This window comes from Megasphaera jansseni (genome assembly GCF_047974155.1).
Lineage (GTDB): Bacteria > Bacillota > Negativicutes > Veillonellales > Megasphaeraceae > Megasphaera.
In genome coordinates this window covers 66,907-88,645 of the sequence record NZ_JBHYRR010000005.1, presented here as the reverse complement: position 1 = coordinate 88,645, position 21,739 = coordinate 66,907, and the positions used below count along the sequence as shown (strand labels likewise).

At 51.0% G+C, this 21,739-nt stretch carries 8 protein-coding genes; all 8 read right to left on the bottom strand.

All coding sequences use genetic code 11. The features are described 5' to 3' along the window. Window positions 1-3 precede the first annotated feature (3 nt). A complete protein-coding gene (pcrA, locus tag ACE418_RS03265) occupies window positions 4-2,208 on the bottom strand; it encodes a DNA helicase PcrA (RefSeq protein ID WP_416449279.1) in 2,205 nt (734 codons plus the stop codon). 65 nt (window positions 2,209-2,273) lie between these two features. Further along, window positions 2,274-3,545, bottom strand: a complete 1,272-nt coding sequence (locus tag ACE418_RS03260) for a manganese-dependent inorganic pyrophosphatase (RefSeq protein WP_416449277.1) — start codon at window positions 3,543-3,545, stop codon at window positions 2,274-2,276. Between the two features lie 166 nt (window positions 3,546-3,711). Continuing rightward, complete coding sequence (bioB, locus tag ACE418_RS03255) at window positions 3,712-4,677, bottom strand: biotin synthase BioB (RefSeq protein ID WP_416449276.1); 966 nt, start codon at window positions 4,675-4,677, stop codon at window positions 3,712-3,714. Between the two features lie 319 nt (window positions 4,678-4,996). Further along, on the bottom strand, window positions 4,997-5,338 hold the full coding sequence (rplS, locus tag ACE418_RS03250; RefSeq protein WP_226884746.1) for a 50S ribosomal protein L19: 342 nt from the start codon (window positions 5,336-5,338) through the stop codon (window positions 4,997-4,999). A 180-nt stretch (window positions 5,339-5,518) separates the two neighbouring features. After that, complete coding sequence (locus ACE418_RS03245) at window positions 5,519-6,079, bottom strand: hypothetical protein (protein WP_298588896.1); 561 nt, start codon at window positions 6,077-6,079, stop codon at window positions 5,519-5,521. Window positions 6,080-6,480: 401 nt separating this feature from the next. Next, the gene (locus ACE418_RS03240) at window positions 6,481-17,871 is read right to left on the bottom strand and encodes an LPD38 domain-containing protein (protein WP_416449275.1); all 11,391 of its coding nucleotides are present in this window, start codon (window positions 17,869-17,871) and stop codon (window positions 6,481-6,483) included. Between the two features lie 9 nt (window positions 17,872-17,880). Continuing rightward, a complete protein-coding gene (locus ACE418_RS03235) occupies window positions 17,881-20,616 on the bottom strand; it encodes a hypothetical protein (RefSeq protein WP_416449274.1) in 2,736 nt (911 codons plus the stop codon). Continuing rightward, complete coding sequence (locus ACE418_RS03230) at window positions 20,616-21,737, bottom strand: Hint domain-containing protein (protein ID WP_416449273.1); 1,122 nt, start codon at window positions 21,735-21,737, stop codon at window positions 20,616-20,618. Before ACE418_RS03230 ends, ACE418_RS03235 begins: the two co-directional genes overlap by 1 nt. Window positions 21,738-21,739 lie beyond the last annotated feature (2 nt).

Below are 21,739 nucleotides of genomic sequence, written 5' to 3'. Positions count from 1 at the left end.
CCCCTACAAGACTTTCTCTAAGGGGGCGTATTTTACGACGACTTGGCGGACGCCTTTGGTCGGGAATTGGATTTTCATCTGCATGTTCGGCCCTTCGCCGATGACGTCGAGGACGGTGCCGATGCCCCAGATCTTATGGCGTACTTTATCGCCTTTGGCAAAGGTGTCAGTGATGGCATGTTTTTTCGGCAGGCTCGAGGCGACGGGCTTGGTCAGGATGGAGACGCGCTGTTTCCCTGGGACAGAGGCCGTACGGCTCTGGGGCATGGCGCTCTTGCGATGGTAGTCTTCCATGAGCTGCGGCGGGATTTCTGCCAGGAAGCGACTGGGCATATAGGCCGAGATGCGGCCATACATAGTCCGCGTCACGGCGTTGGTCACGTAGAGCTGCCGTTCAGCACGGGTAATGCCGACATAGGCCAGGCGCCGTTCTTCTTCGACCTGCGTCGGGTCCATCAGGGTCCGGCTGTGCGGGAACAGACCTTCGTCGAGACCGGTCAGGAAGACGACTGGGAATTCCAGCCCTTTGGCGGCATGCAGGGTCATGAGGGTAACTTTCGAGTCACTGCTTTCAAAGTCATCGACATCGCTGACGAGGGCGACGTTTTCCAGGAAGTCCTGGAGATTGCCTTCCGGGTTGCTGTCCATATAATCCTTGGCGACGGACAGGAATTCGCCGACGTTTTCCTTGCGGCTTTCGCCCTGCGGATCGTGTTCGGCTTCCTTGTCGAGCATTTCCCCATAGCCGGTCTGTTTGATGACCGTTTCGATGAGGCTCAGGACGTCTTTGCCTTCGATGTCGTTGAGGAGATCGAAAATCATGGCGGCGAAGTTTTCCAGCGATGCCCTGGCCCGCTTGGTGACGGGGATCTCATCCGTCGAGGACAGGGCTTCAAATAAGGAAATCCCCTGTTCTTCGGCATAGGCTGCGACATGTTCCATCGTCGTCGCCCCGATGTTGCGCTTGGGCACGTTGATGATACGCGTCAGGCTCAGGCTGTCTTCCGGGTTATAGAGCAGGCGCAGATAAGCCAGGACGTCTTTGATTTCCTTGCGGTCATAGAACTTGGTGCCGCCAACCATGGTATAGGGAATGGCATAGCGCATAAGCTTTTCTTCGAGGACACGGGACTGGGCGTTTGTCCGGAAGAGGATGGCCATATCGCCATACGGTTCGTGGCTGATCTCATGGCGGTTGTAGATGACGCCGGCAATGTAGTCGGCTTCGTCGTGTTCTGTCTGGGCCTGATAATGGATGATCTTATTCCCCGTCGGATTTTCTGTCCACAAGGTTTTCTTGGGACGGCTTTCGTTGTTGTCGATGACGGCGTTGGCCGCGTTCAGGATGGTCTTTGTCGAGCGATAATTCTGTTCCAGTTTAATCGATGCCGCATCGGGATAGTCCCGTGTGAAGTCGATGATGTTGCGGATATCGGCGCCGCGCCAGGCGTAAATACTCTGGTCCGCATCACCGACGACGCAGATATTGCGCCAGCGGGCGGCCAGTATCTTGGTCAGGGCATACTGGGCATGGTTCGTATCCTGATATTCGTCGACCAGGATATATTGGAAGCGGGACTGGTACTTTTCCCGGACTTCATCATTTTCCTGCAGGAGGCGCACGGCCAGGAACAAGAGGTCATCGAAATCGACGGCATTATTTTCCCGCAGTTTGTCCTGATACATGGCGTAGATGTCGGCCACTTTCTGTTCGTAGAAATCAGAGGCCTTGGCCGCAAAGGCTTTGGCGTCCATGAGGACGTTCTTGGCCGACGAAATGGTCCCCAACACGGACCGCGGCGTGAACTGCTTATCATCGAGGTTGAGCTTTTTCAGGCATTCCTTGACCAATACCAGCTGGTCTGAAGAGTCATAGATGGTAAAGTTCCGCGTATAGCCGTGGAAACCGTCGACTTCAAAGCGCAGCAGCTTGGCGCAGAACGAATGGAACGTACTGAGCCAGATGCTGTCCGCCTGGGCGCCGACCAGGTTCTCTACGCGTTCTTTCATTTCCTTGGCGGCTTTGTTGATAAAGGTAATGGCCAGGATACGGTACGGTGCGACGCCCAATTCCAGGAGATGGGCAATGCGGCAGGTCAGGACTTTGGTCTTGCCCGATCCGGCCCCGGCCGTGATCAGCAGCGGCCCTTCGGTATGCTTGACGGCCTCGCACTGGCGGTCGTTGAGGGTATCAAAAATAGGATTCATGCATTCTTCCCCTTTACAGATAAAAAGGCCCACACCGTGTCGATGGGGCCTCTGAAAATCATCACTTATTTCATTGCCGAAAGGATAGGCGGAATGACCTGTTTCTTACGGCTCATGACCTTGGGCAGGTAGACTTCCTTGTCGAGGACGTCCTTGCCGAAGGCACTGCTGACGACGTCGTCCATATTGCCGGCGAAGATGAGGTTCGTCGATTCGTCGATGATGCTGGTGATCATCAGGAAGGAAGCGGCGTAATCGTGTTCAGCGCGCAATTTTTCCAAGGCGTTGAGCAAAACCTGTTTCTGGTCGAGGAGATCTGTCGTATCCATGACCTGGACCTGGGCTACCGTGAAGGTCGTATTGCCGCTGGAGAATTCCTTCATGTCGTTGTGGACGATCTGATCCGGCGTCAAATCGGAGACGTTGGCACCGGCTTTGAGCATTTCCATGCCGTATTTTTCGACGTCTACGCCAGCGATGTTGGCCAGTTTTTCAGCCGCTTCGCGGTCAGCCGGCGTGCAGGTCGGCGAACGGAAGAGGACCGTATCGGAAATGACGGCCGACAAGAGCAGGCCGGCAATGTCTTTGGGGATGTCGATCTTAGCCTGTTCATATAAACCCGTTACGATGGTAGCCGTGCAGCCGACAGGTTTGAAGAGGATGGAAATGGGGCCAGCCGTTTCCAAGGTGCCGCCGATGCGGTGATGGTCGATGACGCCGATGATGGACGCTTCGTCGATGCCGTCGATGATCTGTTTCTTTTCGTTGTGGTCGACGAGGATGACCTGCTGTTTTTCAACCGCTGCGACGCAGTCGGCACAGATCATGCCGACGTATTTGCCGTTTTCGACGACAGCATATTTGCCATCAGCCGGGATATCATGGCCATTGTCGGTCGGTTTGAAGAACAATTCCGGGTCGTGGGCCAAGGCTTTGACCGTGCTCAATTCTTCACCCATGACGGTCTTGACGAATTCATCGGCGAGCTGGCTTTTTTCGATGACGCCGACGAACTGGCCGTTATCGGCAACGGGAGCGACGTCGCTTTCGTGGGATGCGAACCATTTGGCAGCATCTTTCAGGCTGGCGCTGACCGGAAGGGCTTCGACTTCCGTGTGGACGGCTTCGCTGACTTTGACGTAGAAGTCCTTGACCAGCGGCTGCGGAGCGACATGGAAATAATCAAGGGCAAAGGCCGTTTCCTTATTCGGTTCGCCAGCACGGATTGGCGCAGCGTCGATACCCTGTAACTGTTTCAATTTTGCATAAGCAATGGAAGAACAAATGGAGTCCGTATCCGGGCTCTTATGACCGGTAACAAAAATCTGTTTTGCCACGATAATCACCTCATTGAAAAGTATGTGTATGTTTCTATATCCCTAACATTATATCATAGACGAGGAGTGAAGGCTAGTGCAGGGCTGGTCATACGAAGGCTTCTGTCCCCATAAGGTTGGCCCCCTAATAGCTGACTGCTAACCGCTAACGGCTAACTGCTAACGGCTAATCCCTATTCGTCAAGCCCAGGCGCTGGAGCATGACCATGTCTTCGGCGATGGTCGAACCGGAGGTGGTCAGCATATCGCCCGTAATGGATGCCGAGGCCCCGCTGAGCAGGGCTGTCGCGCCGTTTTCCGGCAAAAGCTTGCGGCCGGCGGCCAGGCGGATGTTGGCTTCGGGATTGATGAAACGGAAAAAGGCGATGGTCCGCAGGACGTCGCGGCCGTCGAGCTGGGGCCGATCTTCCAGGGGCGTACCGGGGATGGGCATGAGGGCGTTGATGGGAATGGACTGGATGCCCAGTTCAGCCAAGCTGATGGCCATATCCAGCCGGTCTTCCCAGGTTTCCCCCATGCCGATGATGCCGCCGGAACAGACACAGAGCCCTTCTTTCTGAGCGGCCTTGATGGTGCGGATGCGGTCGTCGTACGTATGGGTCGTGCAGATGTATGGGAAGAAACGCCGCGACGTCTCGATATTGTGGTGATAGCTGGTAACGCCTGTTTCGTGGAGGCGGTGCAGCTGTTCCGGCGACAGCAGGCCGTGCGATGCGCAGAGGTCGATGTGCAGGGTCTGCTTCATCGTGCGGTACGTATCCAGGGCTTTTTCAAAATCGGCGCCCGTCAGAGCCCGGCCCGACGTGACGATGGCAAAGCGATTGGCGCCGGCATCCTGATTGGCCTTGGCATGGGCCAGGATTTCATCCTTCGGCAGGAAGCCGTATTCTTCGCAGCCCGTATGGTGGCAGGCCGACTGGGCACAGTATTTGCAGTCTTCCCCACAGCGGCCGCTGCGGCCGTTGATGATGGTACAGAAATCGACATGGTTGCCGCAAAAATGGCGCTGTAAGGCGCCTGCCCCCTGCTGCAATTCTTCCAGCGGTGCGGTCAGGAAAATCGATAAATCATCGCCGCGCTGGATGCGGTATCCCTGTATAATCTTATCAGTCAGTGCTGCTATCGTAGTCATTGTCAACCAACTCCTCATTTTCATTGTGAACTATGGGATTATTATACTCGCTGCAGCAATAGTAGTCAACTCAATTTCATTTATCTAATGGTTAACAATATAGGTGCACGATATCCTGAATCGCAGGACGCCCATTTGTTTAAGACCAACCTTTCCTCATAGGAGAGGCTTTGGCTCCCTTTGTAGGGGAGCTGTCAGCGCAGCTGACTGAGAGGTTGCCTTTGACCGCCCATATGAAAATAAGTCATGAAAAAAGAGGCTGGCCCGCGAAGCCATGCTTCGTGGGACAACCTCTTTTTCAAGTGTTCTTGCCAATGAATTACCGACGTTCGCGGATACGGGCAGCTTTGCCTGTAAGACCACGGAGGTAGTGCAGTTTTGCACGACGGACGACACCGTGGCGAACGACTTCGATTTTAGCGAGGCGCGGGGAATGTACCAAGAAAGTACGTTCAACACCAACACCGTAGGAAACGCGGCGGACAGTGAAAGTTTCGCGGACACCGCCGTTCTGACGGCCGATAACGACACCTTCAAAAATCTGTACACGTTCGCGATTGCCTTCGACAACCTTTACGTGAACTTTGACAGTATCACCAGGGCGGAATGCCGGGATATCGTCACGAAGCTGTTCCTGTTCAAGTACGCTGATAATGTTCATTTCTTTTTTCCTCCTATAAGACATTCGTGCCCCCGTTGCCGCCACCTTTCACGACAATCGTGTTACCGAGCAGAGGACTGCCTAAATTAACAAGGGAATTATACCATAAAGACGCGGTCCTGTAAAGGGGGATTTCTCTATTTTAGAGAAACCATCCGTAAAGAACCGCATCCCCCACCATTACATTTGTACGTTGGGCATGAAGCTGCGGGACATATGGGCGATGATGGCCTGGTACTTATCTTTCTTGCTGGTCGGATAAGTGACGGTGAAGGCCGTGTAGGTCTTGTTCTTATCGTTGATGTAGAGTTCGTGATAATAGGACTTCTTGCCGTCGGTCCAGCCGATGGCATAGCTGTTCTTGGTCTTGATGTTGGTCGTCAGCGTCGGCGAGCCGTTCATACCCAGGGCCATGTTGTAGAGTTCATCGATGGTGAAGTTCATGCTGTTCTTGGCGGCATAGGTCATGTAGACGGCATCGTCCTTCGGGTCCTGGAAGTAGCAGCCGTCGCCGTCGGCGTTCATGTCGGCTGTCGTCGCAGCCCGCGGGATGTCGACGGCATACTGATAGGCGCTGTTATAGTACTGATAGTAATTCTTGTCTTTAGTCGTCATAACCTGGACGACTTCATAGCTGTCGGCACTGGCACTCTTGATGCTTACCTTTTCTTCAGCCATGACCGTCGAACCGGCAATACACGTAAGGGCGGCTGCCAACATGACGAGATTCTTCAATTTCATAAATAATCACTCCTTTATGGTAGATGCGGAAAAGGAGCTGTCGAGTGAAGACAGCTCCTTTTGAGTTGCTAGTGGCTAGTGGTCAGTGGTTAGCAGTAAGAAAAGTTTTTATTTCCTCGCTACAAACGACAAACTCTATACTACAAGCTAAACACTCCAAGGATTTTCGCAGGAAGGCGAAGGGCCTGTGCGATACTCCCTATTAGTATAGCATGAAATGCTCAAAAATGATATATATTAATCAAAAACGCTCAAAATAGCCGTTTTTAAATGATTATATTTTTCTTTATGTCCATATTGTACCACGTTGTAGCACATTGCAACATTTATTTTTGACGATTTTTTGACGAGCCGTGAATGGAAAACAGCCTGCCGTCCGTAATGGATAGCAGGCTGTTCCTTTATTTATCGAACTTCAAAACGACTTTCTTGGCAAGGTCATTTATCTTAGTGCGCCGCTGGTCGATTTCCTGGCGTTTCCGGTCGGGGTCCTTTTTCGGATCATTACGGATAGCCTTGATTTCTTTGTTGAGCTTCGATACCGAACTTACGGCGGTATCTACCTGTTTCAACTCTTTCGGCTTGTTCGATGAAGACTTCTTACCTTTGCGCTGTTTCCCAGCCTCAGAACGTTCGTAGTCGTCATTCATGTCCGATTGAATTTCGTACATTCGGTTGACGTATTCGCTGTTCTGCCCGTTCTGGCGAATGAATGAACCAATGACAGGCATTTCATACCAATATTTAGCCGGTTCAGGCGGGCGACTATTACCTTTCACATAGCTAATCGGGTCATTGAGCATATTGGCTACGAACCGTCCGGCACTGCCGAACCATCCACTAATCCAGTTGTCGATAGCGACAGGAGATATACCGTGTCGTTCACCAATGCTGATGTTCTTAGCAATCCATGTATCCCCCAATGCCTTAGCTAATTCACTGGTATAGCTTGTATATTGCATTTCAGACGGTGATTTCTTTAATCCGGTAGGGATAAGGTGGCGTCCCGTCCAGAACGAATAATCAGTCAACCATTCAATGAGCGGACGGACAATAGCCGGAAATAGGCCTGGCGTCATTGCATCGACGTACTGGCGCGCCCATTCCTTCATCCCGTGCGGGTCTGTATCGGTCATCTGATTTAAAGCGGCTTCGATACCGGAGCCGAACAAAATGCCGACTTCCTGCGGTTTCGGAATGAGCAGGTGCGTACCGCCTGGCAGGCTAATAGCCCAGTTGGTATACTTCGTATTTTCATCGAGTTCCTTGTACCAATCATCGTCATGATTAATAGCCCACAAGCCCAGCGACGGAAGGATAATCCAAATGACGGTATTCATAATAGCCCGCATGGGGTTATCCTTAAACGTCCGGATGAACTTATCCGTCCCTTGAATCGTTGCGTTAAAGAATGGAATGTATTTATTGGCTATCTGTCCTTTTTTACCGTGACGTGAGAAGTCCAGCGTGATTTCACGGGCCAGCTGTCCTGCCTGGTCAATAGACAAGCCCTGGTTACGTGCACGTCTGAATTCACCGGCACGAGTGCTGTCTTCGATGAGATTGCCGAACTTTTCGTAGTTGTGCCATGCCCAGCTAATGAGCTGACGAACCTGCTTCACGACAACCGGATACGAGTCGTACTTATGGCCCAGTAATTCCTTAGTTAGGTTGCGGCTGCTATCCGCGTCTGCTCTCATGTACGTCGACATGCTGGCCCCGCTGGCATGATATTCAGCGGAGAACTTCTTATCAAAGTGCAGCTTCCAGGCACCGCGTACGTTATCGACAAACGGCAGGTAGAACCCGGTCTTGGAGTTTACCGTGGCCGACATGGTATCACGCAAGAGGTTTCGGACGATAAAGGACGGGCTGATGGTAGCCCCAGTCCGCAAGGTCTGCGCGATACTGCTTGCCATTTTTAGCGTGAAACGGTTCGTCTGCGCGTCATTATTTGTGAGTGCGTCGTAGATTTCCGGCGTCGTGCGATATACGACTTGTTCCCCGTTCTGCCATACCGTGAAGGCAAAGACCGTCGGGTCGGCATGTTTCAGTGTCGGGTCACGGACGACAATATCGCCCAGCCCGGCAAAATCCTGGCCCAGCTTGACGAATGTCTTGGCGACGTTGTTCCGTTCACATTTGCTTATCATAGATACCGCCATCTGCGACAACGAGGTTATCGGGTCGAGGATAGGCCGCTTGCCGCCGCCTTCGATACGTTTGATACCGTTGCTGACGTTAGCGTAGCCACCACCTTTATTGAATACGCCGATAGTGCCTATCATCTCATCCATATCCGTGATACCGTCCGACATATCGCGATACATGGGGCAATAATGCTTATATTTACGGAGCTTCCCGGCAAGGTCTTTGGAGATGAGGCCTTGCTGTTGAAGAATGTTGACAATATTCGTATTAATATCCCAATACATCTGCGCTATCTTCTTGATACTTTCGGGCGTGTTCTGAATGATTTCCCGTGTACCTTCTTCATCAAAGCCAGCGGAGCGGGCGTATGCGTCGTGGTAATGCTTTTCCAGCTCTTCGGTACGCATGGCTATCAGATAGTTTCCCAGCGCGTCATAGGCGTTCTCAGCGCCCGTTTTCGACACGTCTTCCTTAGATACCTTATTAAGAGCGTCCATAATATCTTTCATGGTGACATTATTCGTAATGGCATGGCCGCAAACCTTATTCAATACCTTGTAGGTATCTTCGGTGCTTTTGCCGCCAGTAAGGAATAACAGTGCACGGCTGGATGCTACGCTGATAGCCATTTGTGCCTGCTTATGGACGTCATAGTCATAGGCCAGTTTGCGGCCCAGTTCGGCTTCTGCCCTGGCGACGACTTTAGCAAAGATATGCTTATCGTCTACCCAGTTCGTGTAGAATTTGTCAAAGTGAGTATGCAACCATTCTTTAGGATGCTTACGGAGCTGTACCTTTTCCCTTTCACGGGCGATGCTTCCGGCGGCCCGTTCGGCAGCTGTCTGTCCCTGGTAGGTTTCATTCAGCTGAATGACTTTGTCGAGCTTTTCTTTGAGGTCTGGATGCTGTTCCAGTCCTTCATCGAAAATCTTGGAATAGGCCGGATAGGTTTCACGGGCCAGTTCTGGGTTGCGAATCATCATAGCACCAAAGTCCATGACAGCGTTCTGCCGTGCCTGCGCCGGGGTGAGTCGTTCATTGACGCCGTTCATCTTGTTTTCGGCGGCGTTCTTATCCTGCCGGTCCAGGACCTTATTTGCCAATTCCAGGTTGCCTTTAAGCTGCATGACGTTATCAAGATGCAGGGCAAGGATACGGCCGTAGTTGCTCAGATTGAAGTACCCCATACGGTTAAAGCCTGCGTGGGCGTGGCGATCATACAGGTCGGTAGCCTGCGGACGGACGGCCTGCTTCTGGTCCGGGTCGAATTTACTGGACTCTCTCAGTTCCTTCCGTTCCTTGTCTGTAAGGCGGCTTCCTTCGTAGATATGGACAATATCGTTGATAGCGTCGATAATGTCTTGCGGTTTGACAGGAGCTTCTTCCTGGTCATCCTGGCGGGCAGCATAGCGCCGTTCGCTATTGTCACGGGCGCCTCGTTCCCATACCTTACCCGACTCAATCTGCCGGAATATGTCGTTTACGGTTTCAGCCCCAGTGAAGATTTCCCTCATCTTTGCGGCAAAGTCCTTGATTTTCTGGAACAGCTTGCCCCATGCCGTACCGCGGCCGTGCTTACGGGCTTCTACCCATTCAGCATACTTGTCGGCGCGTTTTTCGGCGTCGGGGATAGCCTTCTTGATAGCGGCCTTTTCACGGTCCGTCAAGACGGCACCTTCTGCGAGGTGATAGGCTTCATGGAATCCCGTGTTTTCACGGCTACCCTGCGAGAGGGCTATATAAGCGTCCTTGCCATGGAGCTGTGCATACCCTTCGACGACGACGTTGCCGTTATCGTCGATATGGTGGTCTTTCTTCGCTTGTGCCAATTCTTCATCAGTCAGGACGATTTCATTCTTCACGTCGACGACGATATGGGAACCGTTCGGCATGGTGAAGGTCATGCGGTCGCCTTCATCCTTGATTCCCTTGGCATTTGGGAAGGCTTCTTTGATTTCTGCCTTCAAGTCTTCCTTGGAGCGGGTCAGCTGATCATTTGCTTCTCGTACTGAATATTTAGTATCTACTTCCGGTGTAATCATTCGCGCCATGACATCTTGAATTTCTTTAGGCGGTTTCTTTCCTAAATTTTTCAAGTCCTGATAGATACTAACCATCCAGTCTTTGAATTTTTCAAACACGTTTTTCAGTGATTCATTAGGGGCCTTGCCATCAGCGATATAACGTTCAAAACCTCTAGCAAACCGTTCGTGTATCCAGCGTGCTTCCGCCGATTTGATTGCTACCGCATCGCCAGCTTTCTTGGCTTCCCGTATAGCGTCGGCATATTCCTGGAATTCTTTTTCAAGGGCCGTACCCTTGTATCCTTTCATCTGTCCGGGTTTGTATCCGGCCCAGTCCTTGACGGTTTGCAAATCGCTAACCAACCCGGCAGGGGCGTCTTTTTTCTGCGCTAATCTTTCCATGTCAGACAGGAACATATGAGCAGATTCATGAATAAAAGACGACTGGTCCGCAATATCAAACAGTCTGATAGCTCCGGTACTTGCGTCATAGGCAGCTTTGGCATTATGAACATCTTGATTATATTTGTCGATGATCTGAATAGCCTTGTCATCAAACACGACATAGCAACGGCCATCATAGGCATCATCATAGGTAATCCCGTGGATTCCTTGTTCATTTAAATATTTCGACGTTTTTTCTATGTCTTTCCCGTCGGATAATGCATCAGTCAAATAATTGTATATTTCTTTACCTGTCCCAATGCCTTTTTCCAATGTAGCTTCTGGGTTTTCCATAGCCGCTTCTATCAACTGATTACGCTTCTTGTTGCCAGCTCCTTTAGCATCTTCTACTTGTTGCTGCGCGGCTGGTAGTTCTTTTTCCCACCTCTTACTTTCTGATTCCATATAGGAAGTATCGTTTATCTGTTCGTCGGTGTAACCTTGTTTTTTTAGACTGTTTAAGGCAATCCGCTTCCTAAACGCCGGAAGGCCTTCCCATCCCAGACTGGCGTCGTGGCAATGTTTTATGTTTAATTCCACTGTCCGCAAGGCTGTTTCTGCTTGGATTTCATCTTTAGTGCTACCCATAGTTTGGCGCAACCATTTTGTCCAGAAGGCTTGTTTCTGTTTCATAGACAGGGATTGCACTGCCTTGAGAATCTTAGTTTGAACGCCTTTCATCTGGTCTTTGTAGCGCTTATCTTCATCCAGCAGCTCTTTGTTGGCCGGAACGTCGATTTCATATAAGACAGACGGAAGGCCGCGGTCTTTCATTTCTTTTTTGTATTTCTGAGCAGTCCGTTTGCTTTTTGCAGCGTAAATCCCCCAACCGTGCATACTAGCTCCAGTGCCGCTACCGATTTTTCCTAAATCAAAATTATCAAAATCTATACCACTTCCATGCCATGCTCGTTGCTCAAATACCTGTTCCAGTTGGGCGTCGCCGGTTTGTTCGCTTATGACAATAGGATGTGATTTTGTGTAATCTTCCGGAGAATATGTTTTATTACCGTACTCATGCATGATTTCAGACCAGCGTTCCGCCATGCGTGCATAGATAAAGGCGCTTTCTTTAGCGGATTGTGCTACCTTCTCATTCCCCTTCGACAATTTGTCAATAGCATAGTCATAAGCTTGTTTACCGCCACCACTTAATTGATTGCGTAACTCGTCTACATTATTCCCTTTTTCTGCCTTTTGGGATATAATTAAGGTAGAAGAAGCCCTATCTATGGCCGGAATGCCGTTACTATTTTTGGTAGCTTGCGCCGGAGGTACTGATAGGGCTTCTTTTTTGTTAGTACCTTCTTCATCTGGCAAGGTATGATTGTAATACTTGTTACCGTTTACATCAGTAAAAATAGTAATGGTGACATTTTGCTTCTTTCCATCAATAATTGCTGTTGAATGCAAATAAGAGTAGGATGAAGCGTTTCTTTTGTCCTTTATATTCCCATTGGTTGTGACAGAATCAGCGTTTTCAATCAATTCTTTTAAATGGGACACTAAAAGTAATTTATGTTCTTTGGCGCTGGTAGCTACCATTTTTCCCATCCCAGAACGAGTAAAATCAACGCGATCACTTTCTAATTTAATCGTTCCCAATATAGGATTATGTACAGAAGTACCTTGCAAATGTTCTTTGTAATAAGCCTTGGCTTTTACCCTTAATTCTTTCAAATCCTTATATTCACCAAATTCATTGCCAGTAACAACAACGTCGTCCTTTGGGGCGGCTTTTTTGGTTTCTGCTTGCGCGAGGACTTGGGATTTTTCTTTTGATAACGCATCGTCAACGACTTCTTGTGCCGCCTGTTTAAGGTCATCCCTATCACATACGACTTTTTTTGTTGCAACGTCTACATAGCACTTTGTACCTTCTATACGTCTAGCTTCTGAGTTACTGATTGCTTCCCCATTGAATTTTGCAGATGAAATATTGCCGGATTTATACCGGGTAAGTTCAAGCCCTAAATATTCCGGGTTAATATAGAGCCGGTCCATTACCTTGCCATTAGACAGCTTCTTTGTCCAGCGGTTGAATCCCATGTCCGTGAGCGTTTTGATTTCATCGTCAGTGAATCCACCTGATGTATTTTCTTTAGGCTTTTCCGTTGTCGCCGGTTTCGTTTCTTTAGGCTTTTCTGCACCAGCAACTGTTTGTTTTTCGGCTGATTTGATTATAGCACGTAATGCCTTATGCGCGTCGGCATTGATAGTAGCGACTTCGTGCCAGTTCCGTCCGCCGTCTTCGTTCATGAATGCGTTCCAATGCTTGAAATTAGTCAAAGACTGGTATTCGTCGGTTACGACTTTATCACCTATTTTGGCATTTTTACGGCTTCCGTTTGCGTCGGCGATAACTTTATCAACGATATTTTTGTAGGCGTCTATAACCTGTTTAGGCGTCGATTTTTCATCATCCAGTACATTGTGGAATTTACTTACTTCTTCTTGTACGTCACCTTGGGAACCTTCTTCGGCATGGGTACTTTCCTTGTCTTTACTTTCAACTTGCTGAGGTTCGGTGTCGACATGGTCACTTTGCTTGCTCTTTTCATTTACTTCATTCCCTTCTTTTTCTTGGCTCTGTACTCTGCCAGCTTCTTGTTGATGTACGCGTCCACTTCCGGCGGGTTCGGCCTGTCGATTATCTGGTACTTCGGGTACAGTTTTTTCGGCTGGCTTTTCTTCTGTTGCGTCGAATAACGATTGTCCATGTTCTACCTCCTGGATAGCATTAGAGATAATGTTTTCAAGGCTGATACGCGGCGCTTCCTTACTGTCGAACAGTTTGGATTGTTTCGGACTACCAACAGCAAAGATACGGTCGCAAGCCCCTTTGTACATATCGGCAATAGTACGGCTCTTGAATTTATTGCGTTCGATGAATTCAAGTACGAGTCGTTCGGCTTTCGATTCTCCCTGCGAGAACAGGTCTGTTTCCTGCAAGTGGAAGGACAGCGGCTTGCCTTCATTACGGAGCGACATGATAGTCTTGGCCGTTTTTGTGATGACGTCGGAAATATCATAATCGGGATACAAGGTGCCGTTCTTGATACCTTCGTTGACTTTCGCTACTTCCGGCGCGGCGGCGATCATGGCGTTCATAATGTTCTTGCTGTTATTATCCGTCGCTTCGCTGAGCTGAGTCAAGAGGTAATTGTCGTTATAGGCTTTTGCAAAGATGGCGTTACGGATTCTGAACTGGCCCGTCGGCGACAAATCGCCTTTTTCATTGAATACGGAATTACCTTCCGCATCGCTAAACACATCACTTGCGGCGGCCCGTCTGAATTCACGGTTAGAGGGGTTCATGAATTCACCCGTGCCGTTATCGACGAACTGTTCCAATGTGGATAATTTCAGTCTATCCGCATCAGCCTTCGCCTGTTCCGCGCCGCCCAACTTCGCACCGCCTTCGGTGCTGTTGATGATAGCGTTGGTATCGGCGTCGTCGGCCGCCTGCCGTACCAGTACAGGATGGTCCATACTCTGTACCTTTTCGGGTGCAATCCCTAACGACGGAGCGATGGAAACGAGATAGTCCTTATAGGCCTTAGCGCTCTTCTTGTGAGCGTCCGTGAGCCCCTGGTAGGCCTTCCGGATAGCCATGACGCGGCCATTACCATTGAGGACGACGCCGCTGTTGTTAACAACGGGTGCGCCTTCATTGACGAACTGGCTTTCTGCCAACAGTTCCGGCTTCATGCCTTTCGTCATTTTTTCCACCTGTCCGCGCATCTGCGGACGGTTGCGGTCGCGCGGCTGGTATTCTGCCGGGTAGAGGTCGTTCGTGGCGTAATTCGTATTGTGGCTGGCAGTAATATCTCCGGCCGGAACAATCTTGTACGTCGCATCGAATCCGGCGTCACTCGTGCTGGCATGTACCTTTACGGTCTTGCCAGCCGGAACACGTTCCATGAGCTTCTGCTTCTTCGCAAGGTAGATTTTGCGCTTCTTTTGCGTTTCAAGGCTTTCTTTGGCCTGTACAGGTGTATTTACCTGTTCGGGCTGTTTAGGAGCTTCTGTGGCCTGCTGAGGCACATTTTGAGGTGTGCTCTGGTCTTGCTGGGTGGTGAGCGGACTACCTTTCAAGGAATTGGCCCGTTCCACTTCCTGCGTCGTCTGCAAGTCGTCGGCCAGTTTCTTCTGTTCCTGCTCTGTGCCGTTACGGAAGGTATTCATATATTCCTTGAATTTCGGGTCCTTGCGGTCGTAGGTGGACAAAATACGGCCTAAACGGGCGTGTGGCGTCTGTTGCTGGCTTTTGGGTACAGGTGTAGCAGACGGCGTCTTTTTCTTACCCATAGCGTCGTTCACGGCTTTTGTGATTTCATCTTTATAATTCGTCTTGATGAAGTCACGGTTTTCGGGCGTATCAATGAATTTGTCGTTACCATTGCTATCCTTAGTGAACATATCATCGAGGGTATTGATTTCATCAATGTTATTCGAGGTATCACGGATAGTCTGGGCAACTTCTGGAATGACGTCGTCCTGCGCGCCCTGTTGGGATTCTTCGGCCTGCTTCTGGGCATTATCTACGTCCTGCTGGGCTTCTTGTGCTGTCTTTTCGGCAGAATCATCATTCATGATTTCATCCATGGCCTGGTCGCTCTGCGCTTGAATCTTGTCCATATCGCTATTGGCTTCCTGCGCGGCCTGGTCCAATTCACGTTCAAACTGCCCGTCATCGCTGGTTACTTTACTAGATACGCCGCCGGACGATAATCCCCCGGTATATCCTCCCAAATGGAGATGGTATCCAGATCCGACGTCATGGAATAAGACTTCCTTAAAGGCGCCCGTTTCTTTGAATCGTTCCAAAACAGCCTGTGCCTGTTCCTCCGTCGTGCCTTTTGGAAGAACAATATCAACCGCATCCCCGCCACCACGTTCGTCATCGTTAATGTGGTACGAGTGTTCGGCACCACCTACTTCCGCATTATGGGCAGTAGTTCGCCCACCCGATGAAATGGCCGCTCCATCGGCCAGTCCCATTTGGTTGAGAATGCCGCCGATGGCAGGAAGTGCCTGTTTCCATCCAGGCTTTAGTGTCTCTACCTGCGCGGTAATGGCATCACTCTGTGTTGGCAGATCGTACCCGGTAACACCTGCACTCCAAGAATTACCGCCGTCAATGTCGCCCATGTTGTCATAGTTGTTCTTAACTAACTGGCGATACTGTTCCGCTTCTTCACCGGCCCCGTTGTAATCGCGGACGCCAGCCCATACGTCGCCGTTTTCGCCATCTATTTTAGCCTTTAGGATTGCCATGCCTACCATGGCGTTCTGATAAGGGTCCGTCTTCCAGTCGGGATACTGGGAGTCAAGGCCTAATTCGGAAACGGTTTCATCCTGGGCCTGCATGATACCATAAATACCATCGTGCGGTTCTGGCATGGAAATGGCATTGACGTCATCCCCACCGCTTTCACGGGCGGCAATAGCCAGGGCCAGACGCGGGTCTACCCCGGAATCATTAGCCGCCTGGATAACGGCATTAATCATAGCATTACCGGTGTTAGGCGACATGCTTCCGCCACCACTTGCCGGACGGTTCTTGGCTTCCTGTTCGGCCGTGGCTTTTTCGGCTGCAACAACGGTGTCGTAAGCCTTCTGCACTTCTTCCGGCGTACCGTTGCGCGATACACCCATAAGCCAGTTAAAGTTATCTTCACCGCCGATTTGCTCAACGGTATTGTTATTGAGGAAATTCTCGATTTCCTGCTTCTGGTCATAGACTTCATAGTCTTTATAAGCTTCCGTAGCGGCGTCGTCTGCGCCTTCCTGGGAACCGTTGCTGTCCTGCGATTTCTGGAAAGATTCAAGCGACGACGCGGCCTGTTTGATGAGGTCCGGATTCCCGCTATTAGCCAGTTCGATATAGGCATTGTATTTGGTACTGCTCATGCCGTCCGGCTTGCCATGGCTGAGTGTATCCTTGATGCTCTGCGCCTGTTCCTGGGATTCTGCACTAAGAGGGGCTTGTCTGGCTTCGGGATGGAATCCGGCCGCTACGTTGCCAGGTACGCCCATCAAGGCACCGCCGACAAAACCGCCACGGGCCGCTTCCCAATCTTCGTTGGTCCAGGTGAACGGGTTATACCAACCGCCGTCACGCTTACCCTGTACGTCATTTTCCAGGGCGTTCTGGGCGCCTTCCTGGTATCCTTCTGTAAGTCCGCTGGCGCCTGCCAACATACCCGTGCGGGCCGCACCTTTTGCGATGCTTTTTGCTATACCTTCCTCGGCCGTGCGCCCTAACAGGCTAGTCGCAATCCCTTTACCGCCTTTCATGACGCCCAATTCAAGAGGCACTGTGAAGGTATCGAGGGCCATGTTCTTGAAGAACATAGGGATAGCCCGGCGTCGCGCTTCGTCTTCACTCATGCCATCCTGCATCATATCGTTGACGACGGTGCCATATTCAGACAACGAGTCAGCTAACGAGGAAATAGGCGAACGAACGGTATCTGCAATAAGGGCCTGCCCGGCTTTCGACATAGCCAGCCGGCCTAACCCGGCACGGGACAGAACAGACGTCAATGCCCGTGTACCGCCAGCCACGGCGGCGCCCGGCATGAGGGCCGACAGTGCCATGATAGGTACGGTCGAACCGATACCGGAACCGACGTCTGTTGCAAACTTATTCGGGTTCAAGAAATAGCTATCGCCGTACTCGTTGTTCCACTGGTCGCGATAATTCTTCATGCCTTCTTCGGCCCGCTGTACATTCGTCAAGATACCGTTGCCGACGCCGACAGCGTTCTGAATCCCGCCAACGACGTTAGCAAGCCCTTCGTCTGCCGCAACGACTCCGCCGTACAGACGCGGCCAATTAGCCGCCATATAGTCGGCAGAATCCTTCATACGTTCATCGCGGACGCTTTCGTCTTCCAATGCACCGAAATCCCCACTGGTAGGTGTACCCGGAATATCCGAGTACACGCTGTCGTCGAGGGGGCGAGGCGTATAGTCAGGTGCAATGACAGTGCCTCCCCCTTGGAACGGATGTTCCAGGAAATTACGAGCTGCACTTAAAATACCAGACAGCGAAAAACCGGAGTCCTCAGAAGAAGAACTGTCCTGTTGCGTATCATCGTCGTTGCCTTGGTCTTTATATACGCCAGCGTCCCAAGCGGCCTTATCGAGATAGTTGAGTGCCATATTTACCTCCTATTCATAATCCGGGTGCAAACCATAGGTAGCAAAGGAAATATCTCCTCCGCCGTCTGCTAATATTTGGTTGATTTGGTCAGCCCAATCTCCGCATTTTTGTTTGATAATGTCTTCCATTTCAAACATGCTGTACTTATTGCCCATTTTCATATTTTGTTCAAGAAGGACCGTAGCATTATGCCAAGCATTTTCTTCGGAATCCGGAGTTTTTAAACCTTCACCGGCTTTTTCCTGGATGGTTCGGATAGCGTCTTGATATGAATCATAATATGGGCTATTCGATTCCTGGTAGTCATCATCACCCTTGTGGTCTTTTACCCATTGGTTATGCAATTCAATGATGCTTTTAGCCTCTGAAATTTTAAGATTGCCAGAACCGCCACCAGAACCGCCACTGCCGGACCCGTTAGGCCCGTATTTGCTTGTAACTATCTTCGTTCTGTTATTATTGTCATTTTCGCGGGCTTTTTCGGCGATTTCCTTATCCGTCTTATACTTTTCAAAGCTCAATCGCTTATTCAACTGGCTATCTTGAATCTTGCCACGCGTTGCGATTTGGCCAAGGGTGTATTTATTCTGCAAGCCCATGTTATATACTTTATTCCGCTGTGCCGTGGCCGCACGTTCTTTTGCGTCGGCCGTTGCGTAGTAGTTCAAGCCGTTCGGCAGGGTCGCCATCATCTGCGCCGACAGCTGCGGATTATATTTCGCTACGCTCTGGGCTATCGTCGCGGCGGTATCCCACTGATTATTCATGGCGGCTTTATAGTACAAAGGGTACAGGCCGCTTATCTGATAGTCGTTGTACTTTTGTTCTTCGGCCTGCCATATCGGTCTGTACCGTTCAAGCGTCGAGTTTACAACATCAATCGGCATGTTGTGCTGAATGGCCCAATGAACAAAATCGGATTCGTTCTGCTGTGCGTCAACGTGTTTCGGTTTACCGTCGTTCATGTCCGTTTCAAGGCTCTGCTCTGTTGGCGTGAAGGGCCGGACGTTATACCGTGGCAGGTTGTTCATAGTGTCCTGCCATGCCTTCTTCTTGTTCGCGTCCTTTTCGTTATCGTACAAGGTCTTAGCCGCCATATAATCGGGGTTATCGCTACGGAGCATATAGGCCGGTGTATTGTTGAGCTTATCCATGAGTGCCTGTTTCTTCGTCGGGTCGGTTTCCTTATTGTACTGGTCGAGCAGGTCCTTATAGTACGGGTTGTCAATCTGCGTTTCGCCGGGGAAGAGTCGGTCCATCAGCTTTTGCGGGTCGTTCGGGAATATGCCGGTGTCGGTCTGAGGCGTGTTCGTGGCCTGTGTAGCGGTTGCCTGCTGGCCCGGCGTGATAGTAACGCTGGTCTGCGGGTTCTGTGTAGTCGCCTGTGCATTGGCTTGTGCCGTTGGCTGTGCATCAGCCGGTGCAGTAGCATCCACGGGCTTAATCGGCCCTTCTACTGGTTGTATGGGTACTGGTTCTTCCTTGATAGGCTGGTTGTCGACGGGTTTAATCGGCTGGTTATCCACGGGCTGGATAGGCTGTACATCCTTTATCGGTGCTTCATCTATGGGCTGTGCGTCCATGGTATGGATGGCCGGTACGGGGTTACTGCCTGCATCTTTATTGATTTGGTCGGCGTATTTCTTCGCGTCCTTTTTATTATCGAACACGCCTAACGTGTTCCCGGTTTCATAGAAATTGTACGCCGTCTGGTTTTCGTCGAGTGTCTTCCCGTCTGCGCCGGTCGCTGGCAGGATATAGTGCTTGCCGTCGATTTCGGTCACGCGCACTTTCGGAAGGCCATTACTGGTATCCACGTTACCCGGCGCAATCATGCCGGGTACTGTGGTCTGTGCCGACGTGGTTTCAGCAGGCGACGCGTCGGCGACGTCACCACCGCTTTTTAAATTCAAGCTATAGAACTTGCTGTAAGGGTCGTTGCTATTGAAGTTGAAGCCGCTCATGGACAAACTACCGTTAATGGGGTTGCCCAGTCTGCCCGTGATAGCCGGGATATAGCTGTCGGACTTAGACGGGACGTCTACGTTAGCTGTCGGCAGGACGCCCATGTTCTGTGCTACTGTCGCTTGCGGATTCTTTGCGGCGGCCTTTGCGGCGTCGTCAGCGGCCATTTTCTGCAAGGCATTGAAGTCAAAGAGACCCTGCCCCTGGCCTGCCTGGCTCTTATTATTGAGATAGTCGGCGAACGAGATATTGCCAATCATGTTGCCGTCTGCGTCGGTCGCTGTGGGATAGTAATTCCCAAGGTTATTGGCCGCATACATCGACGGCAGGAAGGTCGGTGTTTGGTAGTTGACGGCGCCGGTATCGGTATTGTAATTCAAGCGGCCGTTCACGCCCTGCAAGTTCGTCAGAAAATCGTCTGATACCTGCGAGGGGTTCGCGCCAAAACCGCTATACGCATTACCGACGGCGGCGGTCTTGCCGTCTGCCAAGGTGGGGGTCGAGCTGGTATCGTACAGCGGTACGTTGTCCGGCATGGATACCGGGTTATCCTGCCGCCAAAGCTGCTGGTCGGCTTCCTTCTGTTTATTATTCAGAATATTCGCCCCGACAGCGTTGCCAATGAGCATCCCCAGGGCGAATCGTGGGTCCTGGAACGCATACTGTGCAAAGTTCAGCTGCGGCAATGCCTGCGTAGTGAACGGTGCGGAATACTGTTTCGGTGCGTAATTCTGGCTGATATTATCTTCGATATAGTTGTATTTCGATTTGGCTGCCATTAGTTATCCTCCTTTACCCAGTTGTCGGTACTGCCGCCTTTGGCGATGAAGCCGTCTGCATAGTAATTGTTGTCCCCGGAAACGTGCAGATCATATACTTTTCGTTCGCCGGCGTAAACCATATTGACGACTTTGCCACGGCCTTTGAGGTTCGTACCCAGGGTTATGTCGCCAATTTCGGCGAATCCTTTATCCTCTGTGAGAATCGGCTGTGTCATCGTCGCCATGACATAATGGGTATCTACGCCGTCTTTACATACGAGGTTCCACACGTCGCTATAGTGCGGCTTCATGGTGTGCAGGACCGTTTCTTCGGATTCCGTGCCGTCTTCATGCGGACAAAGCACCTTGTCGCCAACTTCGACGTCGGTAATCGGCACTTCGGAACCGTCTGCCAGCTTGACCTTCGTTTCCGGTGCAAAGCAGAAAATAGCGGAGTTGCTGGCAAGGCCGGTGAGGATACCCCCAAACAGGCCGCCGCCGCTGGTCTTCTGTGTCGTGGTCGTCGTACCTTTCCCGGCCAGTGCACCCAATGCGCCGGTCGTCGAACCATTGAGGCCCAAAGAGGCGTTCCAAAGATTGATAGCCGGTTGCTGTGCGCCTTCCTGTGCGGCCGCCGCCGTCGCAATCGGCTGGCCTGCGGCGTCGATGTTCTGGCCGTAGATATTGGCCAGCTGAGAAACGGTATTCTGCCAGTTTTGTGCCATGGCTTCACTGGCACTATCACTGATACCTTTGAGGCCGGTATCCATGACAGAGCTGTTGACCACGCCACGGGCACCCATATCCTGTAATAAGTTGCCCATGGAACCTTGAACGCCCTGCTTGATACTGGCTTCCATGGCGTCCTGGTAGGCTGTCGGTATCTGCCCTTGTGCCAATCCTCTGAGGCCCTGCTGGCCCCATTTGATTTGGTCCAGGGCGTCGTTCATGAGGTCGTTATAGTTTACCTGCGTATCGCCTAACGAACCGTACAACAGGTTCGCGGCGGTGTCGTTCAGCTTCTTCGCGTTCGGCATGACGTACTTAGAGTATTCCAGGGCCTGCTGTTGCAGGGCCTTTTCTTCGGCCGACGGGGTGTAAGTCTGAGACGAGCTGCTGGACTTGCTTTTCTTCCCCATTC